Source organism: Arthrobacter crystallopoietes (genome assembly GCF_017603825.1).
Lineage (GTDB): Bacteria > Actinomycetota > Actinomycetes > Actinomycetales > Micrococcaceae > Crystallibacter > Crystallibacter crystallopoietes_B.
This window is the reverse complement of record NZ_CP072014.1, coordinates 213,024-231,957: the sequence shown is the minus strand read 5'-3', so window position 1 is coordinate 231,957 and position 18,934 is coordinate 213,024. Positions and strand designations below refer to the sequence as shown.

General features: G+C 63.9%; 19 protein-coding genes. 15 read left to right on the top strand and 4 right to left on the bottom strand.

Translation table 11 applies throughout. The annotated features are described in order from the left end of the window. The first annotated feature begins 1 nt into the window (after nucleotide 1). The 5 genes from J5251_RS01215 (at nucleotide 2) to J5251_RS01195 (ending at nucleotide 5,448) form a co-directional block, all read left to right on the top strand. Nucleotides 2-430: a nuclear transport factor 2 family protein gene (locus J5251_RS01215; protein ID WP_139004322.1), complete on the top strand. Its 429-nt coding sequence runs from the start codon at nucleotides 2-4 to the stop codon at nucleotides 428-430. Nucleotides 431-720: 290 nt separating this feature from the next. Then, nucleotides 721-2,193, top strand: coding sequence for a GntP family permease (locus J5251_RS01210; RefSeq protein WP_139004323.1), 1,473 nt, complete (start codon nucleotides 721-723; stop codon nucleotides 2,191-2,193). A 46-nt stretch (nucleotides 2,194-2,239) separates the two neighbouring features. Then, the gene (locus J5251_RS01205) at nucleotides 2,240-3,490 is read left to right on the top strand and encodes a CaiB/BaiF CoA transferase family protein (RefSeq protein ID WP_208574980.1); all 1,251 of its coding nucleotides are present in this window, start codon (nucleotides 2,240-2,242) and stop codon (nucleotides 3,488-3,490) included. Beyond that, entirely contained in the window at nucleotides 3,487-4,449 is a 963-nt protein-coding gene (locus J5251_RS01200; protein WP_139004325.1) for a hydroxymethylglutaryl-CoA lyase, read from the top strand. The genes J5251_RS01205 and J5251_RS01200 overlap by 4 nt, the downstream gene beginning before the upstream one ends. Next, entirely contained in the window at nucleotides 4,450-5,448 is a 999-nt protein-coding gene (locus tag J5251_RS01195; RefSeq protein WP_139004326.1) for a 2-hydroxyacid dehydrogenase, read from the top strand. Nucleotides 5,449-5,514: 66 nt separating this feature from the next. Here J5251_RS01195 and J5251_RS01190 read toward each other — a convergent pair whose 3' ends face one another. Both J5251_RS01190 and J5251_RS01185 read right to left on the bottom strand, forming a co-directional pair. Further along, on the bottom strand, nucleotides 5,515-6,321 hold the full coding sequence (locus J5251_RS01190) for an IclR family transcriptional regulator (protein WP_139004327.1): 807 nt from the start codon (nucleotides 6,319-6,321) through the stop codon (nucleotides 5,515-5,517). A gap of 43 nt (nucleotides 6,322-6,364) precedes the next feature. After that, nucleotides 6,365-7,162 carry an alpha/beta fold hydrolase gene (locus J5251_RS01185; protein ID WP_208574979.1) on the bottom strand — a complete coding sequence of 266 codons (798 nt, stop codon included), beginning with the start codon at nucleotides 7,160-7,162 and terminating at the stop codon, nucleotides 6,365-6,367. A 177-nt stretch (nucleotides 7,163-7,339) separates the two neighbouring features. On the opposite strand from J5251_RS01185, the gene J5251_RS01180 reads away from it, so the two are divergent. Both J5251_RS01180 and J5251_RS01175 read left to right on the top strand, forming a co-directional pair. Continuing rightward, on the top strand, nucleotides 7,340-8,683 hold the full coding sequence (locus tag J5251_RS01180) for an MFS transporter (protein ID WP_240792973.1): 1,344 nt from the start codon (nucleotides 7,340-7,342) through the stop codon (nucleotides 8,681-8,683). Between the two features lie 133 nt (nucleotides 8,684-8,816). Beyond that, a complete protein-coding gene (locus tag J5251_RS01175) occupies nucleotides 8,817-9,695 on the top strand; it encodes a formylglycine-generating enzyme family protein (protein ID WP_240792994.1) in 879 nt (292 codons plus the stop codon). A 66-nt stretch (nucleotides 9,696-9,761) separates the two neighbouring features. Here the strand turns inward: J5251_RS01175 and J5251_RS01170 are convergent, their stop codons facing one another. Beyond that, the gene (locus J5251_RS01170; protein ID WP_139004330.1) at nucleotides 9,762-10,391 is read right to left on the bottom strand and encodes a TetR/AcrR family transcriptional regulator; all 630 of its coding nucleotides are present in this window, start codon (nucleotides 10,389-10,391) and stop codon (nucleotides 9,762-9,764) included. A 181-nt stretch (nucleotides 10,392-10,572) separates the two neighbouring features. Between J5251_RS01170 and J5251_RS01165 the strand changes: the two genes are divergently transcribed. The 7 genes from J5251_RS01165 to J5251_RS01135 all read left to right on the top strand — a co-directional run bounded on the left by J5251_RS01165 (nucleotide 10,573) and on the right by J5251_RS01135 (nucleotide 17,899). Beyond that, nucleotides 10,573-12,294, top strand: coding sequence for an amidohydrolase (locus J5251_RS01165; protein WP_139004331.1), 1,722 nt, complete (start codon nucleotides 10,573-10,575; stop codon nucleotides 12,292-12,294). 66 nt (nucleotides 12,295-12,360) lie between these two features. Then, entirely contained in the window at nucleotides 12,361-13,353 is a 993-nt protein-coding gene (locus J5251_RS01160) for an ABC transporter substrate-binding protein (RefSeq protein WP_208574978.1), read from the top strand. Between the two features lie 25 nt (nucleotides 13,354-13,378). Then, entirely contained in the window at nucleotides 13,379-14,152 is a 774-nt protein-coding gene (locus J5251_RS01155) for an ABC transporter permease (protein ID WP_139004333.1), read from the top strand. Next, nucleotides 14,152-14,925 carry an ABC transporter permease gene (locus J5251_RS01150; RefSeq protein WP_139004334.1) on the top strand — a complete coding sequence of 258 codons (774 nt, stop codon included), beginning with the start codon at nucleotides 14,152-14,154 and terminating at the stop codon, nucleotides 14,923-14,925. Before J5251_RS01155 ends, J5251_RS01150 begins: the two co-directional genes overlap by 1 nt. Nucleotides 14,926-14,987: 62 nt before the next feature. Beyond that, the gene (locus J5251_RS01145; protein WP_139004623.1) at nucleotides 14,988-15,782 is read left to right on the top strand and encodes an ABC transporter ATP-binding protein; all 795 of its coding nucleotides are present in this window, start codon (nucleotides 14,988-14,990) and stop codon (nucleotides 15,780-15,782) included. Then, nucleotides 15,779-17,377, top strand: coding sequence for a sulfatase family protein (locus J5251_RS01140; protein ID WP_139004335.1), 1,599 nt, complete (start codon nucleotides 15,779-15,781; stop codon nucleotides 17,375-17,377). Before J5251_RS01145 ends, J5251_RS01140 begins: the two co-directional genes overlap by 4 nt. Before the next feature lie 204 nt (nucleotides 17,378-17,581). Then, nucleotides 17,582-17,899 (top strand): DUF3040 domain-containing protein, encoded by a 318-nt coding sequence (locus J5251_RS01135; RefSeq protein WP_139004336.1) that lies wholly within the window; start codon nucleotides 17,582-17,584, stop codon nucleotides 17,897-17,899. 17 nt (nucleotides 17,900-17,916) lie between these two features. Here the strand turns inward: J5251_RS01135 and J5251_RS01130 are convergent, their stop codons facing one another. Continuing rightward, entirely contained in the window at nucleotides 17,917-18,333 is a 417-nt protein-coding gene (locus tag J5251_RS01130) for a ChaB family protein (protein ID WP_139004337.1), read from the bottom strand. Nucleotides 18,334-18,626: 293 nt separating this feature from the next. Between J5251_RS01130 and J5251_RS01125 the strand changes: the two genes are divergently transcribed. Then, nucleotides 18,627-18,899 carry a hypothetical protein gene (locus J5251_RS01125; protein WP_139004338.1) on the top strand — a complete coding sequence of 91 codons (273 nt, stop codon included), beginning with the start codon at nucleotides 18,627-18,629 and terminating at the stop codon, nucleotides 18,897-18,899. The last annotated feature ends 35 nt before the right edge of the window (nucleotides 18,900-18,934 follow it).

Sequence of the window (18,934 nt, the reverse complement as noted above, 5' to 3'; positions counted from 1 at the left end):
GGTGAAGACCGTAGCTACCGCCCTGTCGGAAGGAACGACGCCGGCGACCACCGGCGTCGTTCGTGCAGTTATTGAATCAGTGGAGGCGGAGCGACTCAGCCATATGGTTGCAGGAAATCTCGAAGGCGTCGCCGGGCTCTGTGATGAACGGCTGGACTACGTGCATTCGACTGGCCGCCGGGACACCTTGGTATCGCTGCTGGAGATGCTCGGATCCGGGGCAGTCAGCTATGACAGTATCCTGCACAACTTCTCCCGGGTGGAGAACCTGGGCCAGGCGGTTTGGGTCACGGGAACGATGCGAGTCAGTTTGGTCAAGGGTGGGCAAACCAGGCAGCTGCAGACACTGACCACCACCCTATGGATTCGTCATGACAACAGTTATCGTCTGCTGTCCTTCCACGCCACCGCGGCCCCTGGCTTGAACTAGCAGCCAGCTCCGCATTCCACCCTTGCTTCCCGTGCCTCCGTGCGTCCTCTGCATCGCTTGCAGAGGAGGCCGGAAGCACGGTTGTTTAACGACAGTCTTGATCTTGGGCCAGAAGAATCCCTTGGCCGTCAATGCTGCTCAAGGGCTGACCGGAGCAAGTCTTAATCTCCTATTCGTCTTGCAGTATGAGTCAGAACCCATAATATGGGTTCAGATGTTGTGCTTCCCATCACAACGAGACTTGTACGCAGCCTTCAGTGCAGAAGGCTCGACTGAATGGATTCTTTCCCATGTCAGATATGGCTATCTTGATCAACACTGCGGTGGCTGTGCTTGCCACCGTGGTGCTGATTGTCAGGTTCAAGGTCAACCCCGTCATCTCCCTGATCATCGGCTCCGTTTACCTGGGGCTCTCGGCCGGCCTCGGCGTAACCAAGACGGTGGAGACGATTACCGGCGGCTTCGGCGAGATTATGGTCGAGGTCGGCCTGCTCATTGCCTTCGGCGTGTTGATGGGTTCGATCCTGAACGAGACCGGGGCAATCCGGCGTCTGGTAGAGCACCTGCTGCACGTCTTCGGGCCCAATCGGCTGCCTTACACGATGGGACTTGCCATCGGCACCGCGCTGCAGTCCATCTTTCTGGACGTACTGCTGGTAATTTCCGCGCCGCTGGCCCGCAAGCTGGCGCCGAGGATCGGCAAGCTGGGCACGGCGCGGATGGCCACGGCCATGGCGATCGCGCTCGAATGCGGCATCGTCTTCATGGTCCCGGGTGTCGCGGCGCTGGCCCTTGCCGGCCTGCTAAGCGTGCCGCTGGGCAAGATGATGATCTTCGGCCTGATCCTGATCGTCCCCACCATCATCATCTCGATCGCCATCATGACCTTCCTGTTCCGCAAGGGCTTCTGGAACGAAGAGAAGGACGAGGACCACATCTACCTCGAGGACGACGACGATAACTCCGCCGCCGGAACTGAAACGGCTGAGGCTGGCACAGATACCGGCAGCACCCGGAAGGGTGCGGGCGTCCCGAGCCGCTCCAATGGCAACGGCTCCAGCGCGGCACCAGTCCCTGCGGGCGCTTCCGTCGCCGTGGCCGAGTCGGACAGGGAACGTGAAGCCCCGCTGCTGGTGCTCTTCGCTCCGCTGTTGGTCTCGCTGCTGCTTATCGGCGCCGGCGCGATCCTGGAAATCCTGAAGATCGAGATGGCGTGGCTGCAGTTGCTCGGCGAGCCGGTCATTGCCCTGCTGATAGGCCTGATTGGCACCGGCATCATGGGCCGGTACACGGTGGGCCAGAAGCGTGTGGAAACGGCCATCGCCACGGGCTTCAAGGAAAGCGGGCAGATCCTCATCCTGACCGGTGTCGGCGGTTCGCTGGCCGCCACGGTCGGCGCCGCCGGACTGGGCGACATCCTCGGCGGCTTCTTCTCCGCCAGCACGGTGGCTCCGCTGCTCGTGGTCTGGGGCATTGCCGCCCTGTTCCACATCGCCGTCGGCTCCGTGACCCTCTCGGCGATCACCGCAGCGGGCCTGCTGGCCCCGATCGCCCCGGCCATCGGCATCGACCCCGTCCTGATCGCGCTGGCCGCGGGCGCCGGCTCGCTGTTCATGGTGCACGTCACCAGCAATACCTTCTGGCTGCTGCAGTCGCTGCTCGGCCAAAGCGTTCGGGGGGCACTGAAATCGGTGACGGTCGGTGTGTCGGTGGCGTCCGTCGTCGCAATTCTGCTGATTCTGCCGATGAGCCTGCTCTTCTAGCCCGGATCCCGGCCACCAGACGTACTGCACTATTGAGGAAAGAGCTATGACACAGACACCCATCGCCCCGCTGGACGGCGTGCGCGTTCTTGAACTCGGCAACTACATTGCTGCCCCCACCGCCGGACGGCTGCTGGCCGATTTCGGCGCCGAGGTGATCAAGGTGGAGCGCCCGGGCACCGGCGATGAGCTGCGCAACTGGCGCCTGCACAAGGGCGACACTTCCATGCTGTACCGGACCATCAACCGCAACAAGAAGTCGGTGGTGCTGGATCTGCGCACGGACGCGGGCCGCAAGGCGGTGTTGGAGCTGGCGGCCAAGTCTGACATCCTGCTGGAAAACTTCCGGCCGGGCACCCTCGAGAAGTGGGGGCTGGGGCCCGAGGTGCTCAACGAGGCCAACCCCGAACTGATCATCACGCGTGTCTCCGCCTTCGGCCAGACCGGTCCGTTGTCCGAACGCCCCGGGTTCGCCGCGGTGGCCGAGGCCTACAGCGGCTTCCGCAACCTGGTGGGGGATCCGGACCGTGCCCCCGTGCGCGTGGGTGTCTCGATCGGCGATTCGATCGCCGGACTGTACGCTGCCTTCGGCTCCATAATGGGCCTTTTTCAGCGCGAAGCACGACGGCGGAGCTCAGGTTCCGCTGTTGCGTTGCCGGAGCGGATTATCGACGTTGCGTTGAACGAGGCGATGTTCTCGATGATGGAATCGCTCGTACCGGACTACGAGGCTTACGGCGTGCGGCGCGAACGCACCGGCGGCCGGATGGAAGGCATTGCGCCCTCCAACGCCTACGTCTGCGCCGACGGAGCCAGCATCGTGGTGGCCGGCAACGGTGATGGCATCTTCCTGCGCTATATGGAAACCATCGGCCGCCCGGACCTGGGCTCGGATCCCGGGCTGCAGTCCAACGCCCTGCGCTGGGCGCGGCGCGAGGAACTGGATGCGGCGATCGGCGAATGGGCCGCCACGCTCCCGGCGGCGGACGCCCTCGCTGCGCTGGACGCCGCCGGGGTTCCGGCCGGCCCCATCTACACTGCGGCGGATATCGTCGCCGATGACCAGTACGCGGCACGGAACATGATCCAGAAATTCGACGTGTCCACGGGCGAGGAACTGCTTTCCGATGTTGGCTTCCCGGGAATCGTGCCGGTGATCGGCGGGCAGTCGCTGCCTATCCGCAACCTTGGCCCGGATCTAGGCGAGCATACGGACGAAGTCCTCGGCGGACTGCTGGGCATGGACACGGAACAAATCAATGCGGCCTCGAGCCGCGAGGAGGCAGTGCAGGCATGAGTTTCACCTTGGAACCCCACGCGGAACTGCGGGACGTCACACTGCGCGACGGGTTGCAGCTGACCGGCAAGATGCTCTCCACCGAACGCAAGGTCGAGACCGTCCGCGAACTGCTGCGACTGGGCGTGCCGTCCATCGAACTGGGCTCCATGGCACGGGCGGATCTGGTGCCGACAATGGCCAACACGCTTGAAGTGGTGCAGGCCCTGACGGCGGAGGAGCTTCAAAAGTGCTGGATCTGGGTGGCGACGCCGGGACATGTAGCCAAGGCCGCCGCGGCGGGAGCACGGAACTTCCAGTACTGCCTCTCGGCCTCGGACTCCCATAACCAGGCGAACATCGGCCGCAGCACTTACGCCAGCCTGGCCGCGCTGCCCGAAGCGGTGGCACATGCCCTGGCCGTAGACGGGCAGATCCAGCTGTGCATCGCCACCTCCTTCACCTGCCCGTTCGAGGGGATCGTCCCCGAGGAACGCGTACTGGCCATAGCCAACGACCCGAGGGCGGAAGGCACTTGCGACGTCGTTATTTGCGACACCCTGGGCCAGGCGGTCCCGGCGCAGGTAGCCAGCCTGATCTCCCGGGTCCGCGAGGAGTCGCCGGCACGGCGGATCGTTTACCACGGCCACGACACCTGGGGACTCGGCGTCGCCAACACCCTGGCTGCCATCGCGGCCGGCGCAACGCTGGTGGATGGGGCCTTAGGCGGACTGGGCGGCTGCCCTTTTGCACCGGGTGCCAGCGGAAACACCTCCAGCGAGGACATTCTTTTCGCCACCCGGCCCGAGTGGCTCAGCCCGGCCACCTTTGGCGGGCTGGTCGACCTGTCCGAAAAACTGCTGGCGGAATTGGGTGAGCCCAACCGGTCCAAATCTGCCCAGGGCGCCCGGTCCAAGGCAGAGGCCTTTGAATGGGTTATCGCCTCGGACCGCGAACCCGCGTGCGTCAAGGGCCTCTGAATGGGCGCCCGGTTCCTCGTCACCATGCCGATTCCCGCGCCCGGTCTGGAGTTGCTTGGGGCAGCCGGGCAGGTCACCGTTTTACCCGAGCCTCCGGACTACGAAACGCTCGGAGAGCTGTGCGCCTCCGGCGATTACGACGTCGTGCTGACGCAACTGCGGGATCACGTGGACGCGCCGCTGATGTCCCGCGCCCGGGTCCGCGGCGTCTCCAACTACGCGGTGGGCTACAACAATATTGATGTGGACGCAGCCACGGCCAACGGCATCATGGTGGGCAATACGCCCGGAGTGCTCACGGACGCGACGGCGGACATCGCGCTGCTGCTGATCCTGGGGACTGCGCGCCGGGTAGTGGAGGCGGACCGGCTGGTCCGCGAGGGGAAGTTCCATGGCTGGGAGCCCGAGCTGATGCTCGGCCACGATGTGTCCGGCCGCGTGCTGGGGCTGGCAGGTTTCGGCCGGATTGCCCGTGCCACAGCCCGGCGCGCGCTGGGCTTCGGCATGGAAGTGATCTTCGCGCCCCGGCCGCCGGGGGACCGGCCTGTCAGCGACGAGGAGCTGGGAGAATTCGCCGGCAAAGCCCGGCAGGTACCGTGGTCCGAGTTGGTGGAGCACAGCGACTTCCTCTCCGTCCACGTTCCGCTGAATGAGCAGACCCGGCATCTGGTGGGTGCGGAGGTGCTGGAACGGATGAAGCCGGACGCCATCCTGATCAACACTGCCCGCGGACCGATTGTGAATGAAGCGGCACTCGTGGAAGCGCTGCGGAACGGCACGATCGCCGGCGCCGGGCTGGACGTCTTCGAGGACGAACCCCGGCTGGCCGCAGGTCTGGCCGAGCTGCCCAACACGGTCCTGCTGCCGCATGTCGGCAGTGCCACGGTCCCCGTGCGCAGCGAAATGTCCAGGCTCAGCGCACTTAATGCAGTGGCTATGGCGGAAGGCAACATCCCGCCGCATGCAGTCAACCCTCAGGCGTGGGCATGGGCATTGTGATCGCGCCGGACAGCTTCTAAGGGACTTGTAACCCGCGCCGGACTGACAGCCGTGGAAACTCTGCAGTCAGGCCTTCGGCTCGCCGGGGAAGCGACCGCCGATGAGCCGCGTCATGCGTTCGGCGGTCTGCAGGAGTGTTTCGACCCAGTCCTCGCAGACCTGCCGGGGCATGCGCATGGTCGGGCCGCTGATGGTCACCGCACCTACCAGGCCCGCCGCGGAGTCGAATACCGGGGCAGACAAACCGGATGCCCCGGTCTCACGCTCATCGGTCGTGATGGCAAAACCGTCGGTCCGAGTCTGCTTTACGACCGTCTCGAGGTCTTCGGAGCTGGTGATCGTGGACTCGGTGAGTGGCGGCAGCGGGTTCTTGACCAGCTCGGCCAGCAACTCCGGATCCCACGCCAGCAGCACGCGCCCGGCCGATCCAGCATGCAGAGGCAGGATCTTTCCCAAGTGCATCTCCCGCCGGAGTGCGTGCCGCGTTTCCGCCAGAGCGACGCAGACGCGGTAGTGCTGCTCGGCACGGAAGAAGCAGGCCGTCTCGCCCGTGGTGTCGCGCAGGTCCTTCAGCAGCGGGCTGATGACGTCGAGAACAGCTTTGCCGCGCGTCGCCGGCGCCGCCCAGTATGCCATTTTGAGGCCGATCCGGTAGGCATCGTCCTCGCGGTCAAGGAAGCCCTGGGACGTCAGGTTCGTGACCAGCCGCTGCACGGTGGACGTCGGCATGCCTGTGGCCTCACGGATATCGGCCAGCGTCAGCACCGGGCGGGTCAGCGAGAACGCATCGAGAATCGCGGTGATTTTCCCCAGCACCAGCAGCGGATTGTTGGTCGACTTAGCTGGTAATTTTTCAGCGGGTTCGCCTGACATAAGACTTACGCTAGACGCTGGCCTGAGGGCAGTCCAATAGTGCTTATTTCGAGTCGCCGGAAGGCATGGCCAACACCGCTGCCAGGAAATCCAGGACGATCGGGCTGGCGACCTCCCGGTACTCTTCGAAGTACGCGTGGCGTCCACCGGGAATGATCCGTACCTGGGCGTTGGGGATCCGGCCGGCCAGGAGATCGGCATTGGCTGGCGGAACCATCAGGTCATCGCTGCCGTGCAGGATCAGCGTGGGAACCGCGATGGCGCCCAGTTTGTCCCACGCGTCGTGACCGTTGCTCGCCCGCCGGTGTCCCAACCGTGCCTGGGGAGTACTTGCCTCGCCCAAGGTGGCATAGGGACTTGCGTACTCCGCCGTCCATTTCGGTGAATACATCAGGTTGGTCAGGGTTGCTTCCTTGGTCGCGGGATCTGCGATTCGGGAGCTGATCTCGTTGGACATTCGGATAATGTTCGGTCCGCCAGTGGAGGAGCAGCCGATGACGAGGCAGTTGACGCGGGAAGGGTGGCGCAGCGCGAGTTGCTGCGCCCCCTTCCCTCCCATAGACGTGCCATAGACAGCGCTCGATTCGATCCCCAGATGGTCGAGCAGTGCTGTGGCATCGTCGGCGAACCTGTCAAGGGAATAGCCGGACACGGGCGCATCGCTTCCCCCTGTACCCAGATAATCGAAGCGGATGACCAAGTGGTCGGACTCAAAATCGGCGACGATCGGATCCCACCAACCCATCCCGTTTCCCTGACCGCTCAGCAGCAGGAGAGGTGCGCCTTGGCCGCTGGTTTGATAGGTGATGGCAAGGCCATCTGCACAGGTGAACTTTGGCATGACCAGCACATTAGTACGCGGCTAGGCCTTGTCCCTATTGTTGCTGGCTGGATCCTTGGTGTCCGAGGGGAGCCGGAAAGTCGGATTGGCCGCGACACCCTCGGACCCATTACCGACGGCGGCGCCCGGGTGAGTCTTATGAATCGCCCAGGTTCCGCTGTTGGCTAGGGTTAGGGCGTGACTAACTACTTCCTGCGCAAGCCGTGGCGCGGCCGGATCGGGGCCTTGCTGGGCATCCTGATCATGGCGCTGAGCCTGCGCGCCGCCGTCTCCGTGGTGCCGCCGTTGCTTGGCTCGGTCAGCCCTGAGCTTGGTTTCGATGCCGCCACCATTGGTCTGCTGGCGATGTTGCCGCCGCTGATCTTCGCCGCCGGCGGCCTGGGCACGCCCATCCTGATCAGGCGGCTGGGACTGGAGAAGGTCCTCACGCTCGCAGTGCTGCTGGCCGTTGCCGGGCAGGTGGGGCGCGCGTTCATGGGTGAGGTATGGCCGTTCCTGGGGCTCTCCGCCGTCGTCATGGCGGGCTACGGTATCGGCAACGTGGTGCTGCCGCCTCTGGTGAAGAAGTACTTCCCGGACAGAATGGGCGTGGTCACGGCCGGCTATGTCACGCTGCTCGCGGTTGGGACTGCCGCCAGTCCGCAGCTGGCCGTGCCCGTGGCGGACCTCGCGGGTTGGCGGGTATCCATCGGCGTCTGGGCTTCGATCAGCGCGCTGGTGCTTGTGCCGTGGGCAGCCCAGCTGCTGCACGACCGGCGGGCAAAACGAGAGAAGAACGACGGCGCGGCCGCAGCCGCCCACACAAATCCCGTGGCGCCGTCGACGTCGGATTCGCTGCCTGCCTCAACGTCCGCTTCGAGCTCGGTCAAGATGCCGCCGGCCAAGCCCACCCCGGAGCATCTGAATCCCTGGCGCTCGCCGGTGGCTTGGGGCCTGGCTATCTTCCTGGCTGGCAATTCTGCCCAGACCTACGTCTACTTCACCTGGTTGCCGCCATACCTCACCATGCAGAACGTGGACGCGGCGGTAGCGGGATCGGCCCTGGCCTACTTCGCGATCCTCGGCCTGCCGGTCAGCCTGCTGGTGCCGCTGATCGTGCCCCGCATGCGCCACCCGATCATCGCCATCAGCATCTTCGCGGCGTGCTGGGCCGGCGGACACCTGGGCCTGTTCCTCGCGCCGATGGACGGCACCTGGTGGTGGATCACCCTCGCCGGACTGGGCCAGGGCACTTTCGCCACCGCATTGCTGATGATGAACCTGCGCTCTCGGACCACGCATGGCGCCTCTGTTCTTGCAGGCTTCAGCCAGGGCATCGGCTACGCCGGTGCCGGCATCGCCCCGCTGCTGTTCGGTGTTGTCCGAGAGGCTACCGGCAACTGGAACGCTTCCTTCGCCATGCTCGGCGTCTGCCTGCTGGTCATGATGACGGGAGCCGTCATGATCAACCGCCCGCGGTACATCGAGGATGTCGCGAAGCCTGCCGAAACTCCCGTACCGGCCACGGACCCTGCCCGCTAGGAGCCGGCGCGGTACCTTTTAATACAAATCAGGCAACCGGGAAGGAGCTCCTGTGTCTTGTTGCGGCAGTCCATCGCGGCCAGCCTTGGATGACTTTGTGCACGACGCCGGTTCCGCCGCAGCGGAGGTAGGCATCGAGAGTGCCGAACGGCCAGAGAATCCGGAGCGCGGCGATGTGCTGCTGCCTGCGGGCAGCTTCCGGATGGGGGACCACTTTGGCGAGGGTTACCCCACCGACGGCGAAACTCCCTTTCACGACGTGGCGCTGGACGCTTTCCGGATCGATGCGACTGCCGTGACCAATGCGGAATTCGCCAGGTTTGTCCAGGCCACAGGCTACCGAACGGAATCGGAGCGCTTCGGCACCTCCGCTGTGTTCCATCTCCAGGTTCAAGCCACACCGGAGGACGTGCTGGGCGACGTGGAAGGGGCACACTGGTGGCTGAACGTCCGCGGGGCGGATTGGGCACATCCCACCGGTCCGCTCTCCAGCTGGGAGGACTTGCCGGACCATCCTGTGGTGCAGGTGTCGTGGAACGACGCTGACGCCTACTGCAAGTGGGCCGGCCGGAGGCTGCCCACCGAAGCCGAGTGGGAGTACGCCGCACGCGGCGGACTGGAGGGGAAGCGCTATGCCTGGGGGAATGAGCTGGTTGGGCCGGCCGGAGAACACTTCTGCAATATCTGGCAGGGCGAGTTCCCGCGCGTCAACTCGCTTGAGGACGGTTACCTTGGCACGGCTCCGGTGCAAAGTTTCCCGCCTAACGGCTTCGGCTTGTACGAGGTCAGCGGCAACGTCTGGGAGTGGTGCAGCGACTGGTTCCTCCCGAAGTATTACCGCAATGCACCGGCGGCGAATCCGCAGGGCCCGACCATCGGACGCGGCCGGGTCATGCGCGGCGGGTCGTTCCTCTGCCACGACTCGTACTGCAACCGCTACCGGGTGGCCGCCCGCAGCTCCAACAGCCCCGATTCAGCCAGTAGCAACTGCGGTTTCCGGACGGCAGGCTAACCCGCGCCTCAAGGAGGCATAACCGCCAGTCGCCGCGTCAGGATAGCCAGTGGCCTTGGGCCGGACCTACTCTTTTCCGGTTTTCCGGGAGTAAGTGAAAGATCCGGTCACGCCCTCCGCAAGCATTTCTACCAGCGCTGTAGAGCGTTCTGTGTCCGGGTCCGCCAGATGTTGCATGCTGATGCCATCAATGCCGGAAATAAACAACCGGGCTGACAGCTCCAGATTGGCCGGAACCTCCTCGCCCGCGTCGACTGCCGCATTTTCGAACAGCTCGCAGGTGGATTTAATCCAGCCCTCATACATCGACCGGTTCATGGCAAGCGCCCGGGGTTCTTCCTCGGCGTCGACCCGGAAACGGCGCAGCAAAAGCTCGAAAGTTGTCACCTGCTCGTGCGGCTCGGCGAGCATGCGTTCCCAGACACGTCGGGCATGTGCCCGCACCACCGCTGTGAGACCCGCGCCTGAAACCGCTACCGGCGGAAGTGACTGGGCGTAGTCGCGGCTGAGGTAGTAGTAGACCTCTTGCAGCAGCTCGTCCTTGCTCCTGAAGCAGTAGTGCAGAGAGGCCAGCGGAGCCTCCGCTTCCGCCGCGATCCGGCGGGTTGTCGCTGCCGCCAGTCCGTCATGGGCGATGACTTTCGCCGCTGACCGGACAAACTGCAACCGTCGCTCCGCAGTGGGTACTCGGGCCAATGCATTCACCTCCAGTTAGGTAGAACCATCCTAGGCGGGAACCGCCCAGGTCTTGTTTTTGGGGCGTTCAGGCACCCACCTGAACGAAGCTATCAACAACTTTAGAAAAAAGGTGGTCAAATGACCAAGTCATGCGACATACTATTCCAGACGGTAATGCACATCACATAAGGAGTGCCGAATGGAGCAGCGGGCAGCAGCCGCAGACATGGTGGTCATCAATGCAACTGTGCCGGGAAGAGCGCTTCCCAACGGTTCCTCCGATGCTGCCAACGTGGCCGTTTCCGGTGGTCGAATCCATGCGATCGGTGGGCAAGACGTGCTGGGGATGATCGGCCCGCGTACGCGGATAATTGACGCCGACGGCGGCGCACTGCTCCCGGGCATCAACGATGCGCACCTGCACTTCATCGCCTCCTCCATGGTGCGCTTTGGGTATGTACGTGTCGGCAGCGATGCGGCGGCCCGGTGGGAGGACGTCTGCCGCATCATCGAGCAGGCCCGCCCGGAGGCCGACGGATGGGTCAGGGCACATGGCTGGGATGAACTGGTGTTGGGCCCCGGCGGCCCGGAACTGATCCTCGATTGCAAGCCCGGTACACCCGTGGTGGTTTTCGACCAGACCGGCCACCAGCTCCTCGCGAACCGCGTGGCCTTGGAAATTGCTGGCATCACGGTCTCCACTCCAGCTCCCACAGGAGGTGTCATCGAACGGGATGCGGACGGTTCGCCGACCGGCCGCCTGATCGACGCCGCCATGGAACTGATGACCCGAGCGCTGCCAGCCCTGCCGGTTCCGGTCATGCGCGATGCTGCCCTGAGGTTCCAGCAGGTCCTGCATGCCCAAGGCATCACTTCGCTGACGGAGCCGGGCCTTGGTCCCGGCGCAGGCGGACTGTTGGACGGCTCCTGCACTACGGCAGCACTCGACCTGCTGGGGAATCTGGCGCTCTCCGGGGAGCTCACCCTGCGCATCAACACGCTGCTCCTCTTCGCCGGCACCGGGGGGATCAGCGCAGGCTTGGTCCGCGACGGCCTGGCATCCGGGTTGCACCGGGCCTACACCGAGCGCGGCATCGACAGCAGTCAGCTGCGGATCGCCGGCGTCAAAGTCTTCGCTGACGGTACCCCACGCAGCGGAACGGCCTGGATGACCGAACCCTACGGCCACGCCTGCACCCATGGCTCGATGGTGATCGCGGGTAACACCGACGCCGAGCGTTCCGCCGAGCTGGATGAGATTGTCCGGCTTATTCACTCCGAAGGCCTGCAGGCCGGGATCCATGCCACCGGCGACGCCGCAACGGAGGCAGCCATGAACGCCGTCATCCGGGCGCAGGCAATCCAGCCGGGGGATAACCGGCATTACGTCATCCACGGTTCCTTTCCTTCCAACCAGTCGTTAACCGGCTTGGCGGAACACGGCATCGGCTACAGCACTAACCCGATGATCCGGTCTGGCGGAGGCAGCTTGCTCGAGGGCATCCTGGGTCCGGAACGTTTCCGCCGGCACCAGCCGCTGCGCTCGGCCGCGCGCCAAGGAGTCCGGTTCAACATTGCCTCGGATTCGCCGGTGACCACAACGGACTGGCGGCGGACCATTTTGGCTGCAGTGACCCGCTCAACCGTCGACCATCCGGAACCCGTTGACGACGGCGAAGGCCTCGGTCTGGTCCAGGCACTGGCGGCGATGACCTCGCAACCAGCCTGGCAGGACCACGCGGAACAGTTCAAGGGAACCCTGCGCCCCGGGCTGACGGCGGACCTCTGCATCCTCGACGCGCCCTGGCCTGCCGATTCCGAACCGGATGCCCTGCTCGAACGCCACGTCGCTTGGACCATCAGCGGCGGACAGATTGTCCACGAACCTTCTATGGCGCCGGCGGCCGGGCTGACCCTGTAGCCGGACCAATTGACACTGCGTCTCCAACTGCAACTTCGAAGAACCATCCTCAACCAAGGAGAACTCATGCGTTTCAAGCTTCCCCTCGCCCTCGCCGCCACGGTGGCACTGGGCCTCACTGCCTGCGGCTCCGAGTCATCGCCACCGGCGGCGGCGGACGGCGCCAACGAAACCACGCTGAAAGTCGGCACCATCGGCATCGCCGCCGATGCGGCCATCCAGTCCGCCATTGACAAGGGCTACTTCGCCGAGGAAGGCATCGACGTCGAAGTTTCCGTCGTCGCCAATCCTCCGGCAGGCATTGCCGCCGCCCAAAGCGGCCAACTGGACCTGACGTATACCCCGTCGATTCCCATGCTCAATGCCAAGAGCCAAGGCGTGCCGCTGACTGTGGCGGCCGCCGCCGATGGCTACCCTGACGATGCGCTTGAGCAGGAAGACCTGAGCCAAGTGGACGACACCGGGCTCTACGTCGCAGCGGACAGTGGAATTGATTCGCCCAAGGATCTGGAGGGCAAGCGGGTATCTGTGCCTGCCCGCAGGGCACAGCTCGAAGTAACAGTCAGCCAATTGGTGAAGGACGACGGCGGCGACCCCGCCAAGGTGAACTGGATGGTGCTGGATCCGGCCTCCGCTCTGCAGTCTCTCAAAGACGACCGGATCGATGCAGCCTCGTTGGTCACGCCGTTCACCGGTCAGGCCGCCTCTGCGGGCAACACTCTCCTGGCCTCGCCCGGCGTCGAGTTCTTTGAAAAAGGTGCCATTGGCCTTTGGGTAGCGGGATCCGCGCAGGCGGAGTCCAAGCAGGACCAGTTGCTGGGCTTCCAGCGCGCCATCTATAAGGCCAACGCGTACGCCAACGACAACCTGGACGAGTCCCAGAAGCAGGCGGCCGAAATCACCGGGTTGGAACTCGAAGCCGTCAAGGCTGGCGCCACCCCGTTCTGGCCCGTGGAAGTGCGGTTGGAGGACGTCCAGCGGACCGCAGCCCGGATGACCGCACTCGGATTCCTTGCCGAGGAGCCGAAGCTGGACCAAAGCCTGTTCCTGTCCGAGTAAACCTGGCGGAAATCCTGGAGTAACCGTGAAAACACAAATCAAACCTGCCGCGGTAGGTGCGCTGGGGATTGCCGGGGCGCTGCTCCTGTGGCAATTCGTGGCCACCGGGCCGATGAACGGCAGCGCTCTGCCTGCCCCGGGTCATGCCGTCGCCGAACTGGCCGCCCTGCTGGCCACCGGGACTTTCTGGGCGGACCTGGCCGACACGATCCTGATTGCCCTCGGCGGGCTGGCAATTTCCGCCGTCGCCGGTGTTGCCGCCGGGCTGCTGATCGGCAGTTTCGGGCCGGTGCGCTACGCGACCATGGCAGTGCTGGAGTTCCTGAAGCCCATTCCGCCGATTGTGGTGCTGCCCCTGGTAGTGCTGGTGCTGGGGCCAACGGCGCAGATGTCCTGGGTCCTGGTTGTCATTGGCTGCGCCCTGCCGATCGTGATGCAGACCGTCGCCGGGGTACACGACACCGACCCGGTAGCACGGGACACAGCCCGTTCCTACGGCATGGGCCATGCCGAGATCCTGCTGCGCGTCACGCTGCCTGGCGCCATGCCCTTTATCGGTACCGCTATGCGCGTGGCGGCCCCGGCTGCACTGGTCGTGGCGGTCGTCGCCGGCCTGCTAGGCGGCGGGCCGGGACTTGGCCAAAGCATCTACCAGGCGCAGGCTGCCGGCGATTTCCCGGTGCTGTACGCGCTGGTATTGGTCCTGGGTCTATTGGGCCTAGTGTTCCAGGGCGCCACGCGGCTGGCCGAACGCCGGCTTCTCCATTGGCACGAGTCCTACCGGGAGGTGGTCCTGTGATGAAACGCAAGGCTTTGAATTGGTCCCTAGGCATAGCGACCCCGGTGCTGCTGGTGGCCGCGTGGTGGGCGGCCTCGGCCAACTCGATGAATACCTTCTTCCCGCCACTGAGTGCCATCATGATCCGTTTCCGCCAGCTCTGGCTGTTCGACCACTTCGGCTCGGACATCCTGCTCAGTCTGCGCAACCTGCTGCTTGGCTACGCTGTGGCGACCGTTGCCGGCGTCGTTATTGGCTTTGTCACCGCGCTGGTGCCGGTCGCCCGGTGGGCGCTGGATCCTGTGATCCATTTCCTGCGGGGAATTCCACCAGTGGCACTGGTGCCGATCTTCATCTCACTGATCGGTTTTGGAATCGAGATGCGGGTGGCCAGTATCGCCCTGGCGGCCCTGTTTCCGACCTTGATCGCCACCGTGGACGGAATCCGCAGCGTGGACACCACACTGAAAGACGTCAGCTCGGTCTATCGGCTGACCCGTGGCGAAAAGCTCGCGCAGGTCTATCTGCCGGCGGCCGGACCTCAGATCGCCTCCGGTATGCAGGTCAGCCTGCAGGTAGCGTTCATCGTAATGATTGCGTCCGAGATGCTGGGCTCTTCCGAGGGCATCGGCGCGATGACGCTGCTGGCGCAGCAAAGCTTCATGATTCCGGACATGTGGGCCGGCATCCTGCTGCTCGGCGTGATCGGGTTCGGCGCGAACCTGGTCTTCGAACTGCTCAAGAACCGCATTCTGGCCTGGCATGCAGGCTCCCGACGATTGGCTAACTCATGACCGCGACTGCCCCTAACCGCTACCGGCGCACCGCAGGCCGGCACACCGTCCAGGAGGACCCGATGACCGTCCGCAACGCAGCTGCCGCTCTGCCCCGGCTCGAAGTCACAGCACTGTCCAAGACCTACGGCAGCGGCGCGTCCGCCAAATGCGTGATCGAGGACCTGACCTTCACCGTGAACACCGGCGAAGTAGTGTGCATCGTAGGTCCGTCCGGCGTCGGCAAAACCACGCTGCTGAAGTGCCTGGCTGGGCTGCAGCCGGTCACCTCCGGAGCCGCCGCTATCGACGGGCGGAAAATCGACGGTCCGCCCGCCGAGATGGCCCTGGTCTTTCAGGATTACAGCCGGTCCCTGATGCCCTGGCTGACCGTCCGCAAGAACATCCGGCTGCCGCTGCGCCACCTGCGACTGCCGGCAGCCGAGCTGAACCAGCGCATCGACACGGCACTTGAAGCTGTGGGGCTGACACATGCCGCGAACCAATATCCGTGGCAGCTTTCCGGCGGTATGCAGCAGCGAGTGGCCATCGCCCGGGCCCTCGCGTACCGGCCCGAAATCCTGATTATGGACGAGCCGTTTGCCTCGGTGGACGCGCAGACCCGCTTCGAGCTGGAAGACCTGTGCCTGAAGATCCGCGACGACTTCGGTATGACGATCCTGGTGGTCACGCACGACATCGATGAGGCCGTGTACCTCTCCGACCGTGTGGTGGTGCTTGGCGCCAAGCCCGCCCGGGTGCTGGACGTGGTCGGCATCGACCTGCCGGCGCCGAGGGACCAGATTTCCTCGCGTGCACTGAAGGAATTCGCGGACCAGCGCACCAATGTTCTGTCGATGATCCGGAAGCCCGCATGAGCGGCGGGGAGACACGGCGGCCCAATGTTTTGGTCATCATCGCCGATCAGTTGCGTGCCGACCATCTGGGTTTCGCCGGCAACCAAGTGGTGCGGACTCCGCATTTGGACAGGCTGGCCGCCCAAAGCATGGTATTCACCGAGGCAACCGTCACCAATCCCACGTGCATGCCCAACCGCGCCAGCCTGCTGACCGGCCGATGGCCGTCGACGCACGGCACACGTTGCAACGGGATAACCATGGACCCGGACGCAAATAATTTGGTTAAGCAGTTGTCCTGCGGCGGGTACTTGACTCGGGCCGTAGGAAAACTTCACCACCAGAACATGGGGTGGGACTTTGAGCCCATCCAGCGTGCCGAGATCGAAGCCACGGACCCGCTGCTGCTGGATCCGCGGTCCTCCGATGCCCGCACGCGGTCCGGCCCGGAAGGCTGGGACCAGTGGGAAAATGCGGCGGCGCATGCGGAGGGCTTCATTCCGCTGCCCGAGGGGTACTACGGCTACCAGCACGTGGACCTGGTCATCGGGCATGGCGACCGTCCGGGTGGGCACTATGTGCACTGGGCACGTGAACGTGGCATCGACCCTGTGGCGGTCGGCGGTGCCGAGAACGCTCCGAAGCGTCTGGATACCTGGGATCAGGTGTACCAAACCGGCATCCCGGCAGAGCTGCATCCAAGCTCCTATGTGGGCGAACGTGCCGAGGAGCACCTGGCCGGGTTCGCCGAATCTGCGGAACCGTTCTTCATGTTCGTCTCCTTCCCGGATCCACACCATCCGTTTTCACCGCCGGAAGGGTACGCGGAGATGTACTCTCCGGATGAGGTGGAGCTGCCCAGCGGGTTCTACCAGGACCACGCCAAGTCCCCATCGCACATCCGCCGGATGTTCGACCGCCGCGGCGAACCGAATGAAGACCCCACTATGACTTTCGCCGCCGATGAGGCGCAGTACCGCCAGGCCGTCGCTGCCCAGTACGGTTTGATCACGCTGATGGATGAGCAGATCGGCCGGATCCTTGCAGCACTCGATGACAACGGATTGGCTGAGGACACGATTGTTGTCTTTACCAGCGACCACGGTGACCTTTTCGGGGATCATGGTTTGATGCTGAAGCACTTCAGCCACTACCGGGCCGTCACCAACGTGCCCCTAACGATCAAAGTCCCCGGCATGAATCCGGGCAGCACCGATGCCTTGGTCTCCACTGCGGATCTCGCACCCACATTGATGGAGCTCACTGGAACACACCTGTATAGGGGAATCCAAGGCACATCCCTGCTGCCGTTGCTGGAGCGGAGTGCCGCCTCGGTTCGGGACGCCCTCATCATTGAGGAGGACCAGCCGTTCGGACTTCCCGGGCTGCCGGGCCCCGTTCGTACCCGCTCGGTGCTGACCAAAGCAGGACGCCTGACGAGGTACTTCGGCACCGACATCACCGAACTCTACGACCACCTGTTGGACCGCGAAGAGCTCAACAACGTTGCCGGAGAGGCTAAATTCAAGGACCTTGAGGATGTCTTGGCCCTGGCGATGATGGAGGGGATGGCAGCACTGGCGGATACCGGAACGGCGCCAACGGCAGCGGCTTGACCGCTTGCCGATCGTGAGGACTTCCTCCTCCTGAAAGCAGCTGTTTTGTGTCCCTATGACTGCTTGGAATCAGCTAGTAGGGAAAGCACGCTCTAAAACTAGCAATTTCCGATTTAGAAGCGGATGATAGCTATACCGGCGAAAGCCCGGCCTTCATCGGCCGGCGCTTTTGTTTCTCCGGACTTCTGATCAAGGGGGTGCGTTATGCCGCTGTCGGATGAGGAGCGGGAGCAGCTTCATGCGCTGGAGTTGCAGTTGGCCGCCGAGGACCCGGAACTCGCCCAGATAATGCGGTCCGATCTTTTAGGACCCGACCATGGACAGCTTGTTCTGGCGGTGCTTGCCTGGATCATCGGTTTGGTCTTGTTGATCATCGGCGTTGCCACACAGCTGACCGTCGTGGGTGTCGGTGGCTTCCTGGTGATGGGCGCGGCTGGTTACTGGGCGATGCGCCTCTACCGCTGGGGAAGCGGAATCGATGATCACGTCGCAACCGACAAGGGGACGCACGGCGTCAGGTGATGCTTACCTGCAAGTAGCTACCGGGACTTCCTGGTCTCCCTGTCGTTTGCCTTCTGTATGGCGTCGACCAGATCGGACTTGTTCATCTTGGAGCGTCCCGGCACGTCGAGCTTCTTGGCCAGGTCGTACAGGTGCTCCTTGGAGGCGTTGGCATCCACGCCGCCGGCAGTCTTTCGGGAGGTGTCCTTGCCTCCCTTGGCCTGCTTGTCCGAGGGCCCGGCCTTCTCCTTGGGCTCCCAATGGTCGCCGACTTTCTCGTGGGTGTGCTTCAGGGCGCTGTAGGCCACACGGTGTGCGCGCTCCTCGTCCCCATAGCTCTCGGCGGCCGAATCATGAGCCTCAGCGAAGGTTTTCTGGGCCTTCTTGCCGGAACGCTTGAGAGTGCCGGGAAGCTCGCTCTTCTTCGGCTTCCCGCTCTTATCTGTCTTGGGCATCCGGATCGCCCTCCTTGAATTGTTGGTAGATCCACTTTCCAACGTGGCACAGTTCGATGCTTCTGCCAAGGGGGTGTGGCTTCCCCTGATACCAGGGCCGCCGGAAGCGGCCATAGCTTTGTGACCTGCGAGTTCACTCCGTCTTTGTAATAAAGGTCACTATGACGTAAATTACAGTCTGCTATTCCAACTTTGGCCTCAACCGCCTATGGTTCGATAAAGCAATCAAACAGAATCGTCGAGGGGAAACGACTTTTCTGTTGCACAAAGACGTATATATAGGGGAGAAATACATGAACGAGCGACTGGCGGAAGCTATCGCCATTTTGGGTGACGTCGAGGCCGACGACGCGAGCAACGATGCCCGCGGGCGTCGGGCTCATGCGCGTGTCATCGCCATGATCGAATTCGCCGACGAAGTCTCAGGCATGCGGCGCGAGCAGCGGATCGCGAATTTGCTGACGCTGGCCCAGATGGACAAGAAGGATTCAAAGACCGCGCTCGAAGAGGCTCGCCGGCTGCTTGAACTCGACACGGCGTCTCGGGTTCTGAAAACTGCGGCCTGACCTCGGCCAGAAAAGCCCGGTGAACACCTGATCGA

Excerpts from the sequence above, each read along its gene's own strand:
- J5251_RS01210 (WP_139004323.1), top strand. The coding sequence starts at position 721 with ATGTCAGATATGGCTATCTTGATCAACACTGCGGTGGCTGTGCTTGCC.
- J5251_RS01205 (WP_208574980.1), top strand. The coding sequence starts at position 2,240 with ATGACACAGACACCCATCGCCCCGCTGGACGGCGTGCGCGTTCTTGAA.
- J5251_RS01200 (WP_139004325.1), top strand. The coding sequence starts at position 3,487 with ATGAGTTTCACCTTGGAACCCCACGCGGAACTGCGGGACGTCACACTG.
- J5251_RS01195 (WP_139004326.1), top strand. The coding sequence starts at position 4,450 with ATGGGCGCCCGGTTCCTCGTCACCATGCCGATTCCCGCGCCCGGTCTG.
- J5251_RS01190 (WP_139004327.1), bottom strand. The coding sequence starts at position 6,321 with ATGTCAGGCGAACCCGCTGAAAAATTACCAGCTAAGTCGACCAACAAT.
- J5251_RS01185 (WP_208574979.1), bottom strand. The coding sequence starts at position 7,162 with ATGCCAAAGTTCACCTGTGCAGATGGCCTTGCCATCACCTATCAAACC.
- J5251_RS01165 (WP_139004331.1), top strand. The coding sequence starts at position 10,573 with ATGGAGCAGCGGGCAGCAGCCGCAGACATGGTGGTCATCAATGCAACT.
- J5251_RS01160 (WP_208574978.1), top strand. The coding sequence starts at position 12,361 with ATGCGTTTCAAGCTTCCCCTCGCCCTCGCCGCCACGGTGGCACTGGGC.
- J5251_RS01150 (WP_139004334.1), top strand. The coding sequence starts at position 14,152 with ATGAAACGCAAGGCTTTGAATTGGTCCCTAGGCATAGCGACCCCGGTG.
- J5251_RS01145 (WP_139004623.1), top strand. The coding sequence starts at position 14,988 with ATGACCGTCCGCAACGCAGCTGCCGCTCTGCCCCGGCTCGAAGTCACA.
- J5251_RS01140 (WP_139004335.1), top strand. The coding sequence starts at position 15,779 with ATGAGCGGCGGGGAGACACGGCGGCCCAATGTTTTGGTCATCATCGCC.
- J5251_RS01135 (WP_139004336.1), top strand. The coding sequence starts at position 17,582 with ATGCCGCTGTCGGATGAGGAGCGGGAGCAGCTTCATGCGCTGGAGTTG.
- J5251_RS01130 (WP_139004337.1), bottom strand. The coding sequence starts at position 18,333 with ATGCCCAAGACAGATAAGAGCGGGAAGCCGAAGAAGAGCGAGCTTCCC.
- J5251_RS01125 (WP_139004338.1), top strand. The coding sequence starts at position 18,627 with ATGAACGAGCGACTGGCGGAAGCTATCGCCATTTTGGGTGACGTCGAG.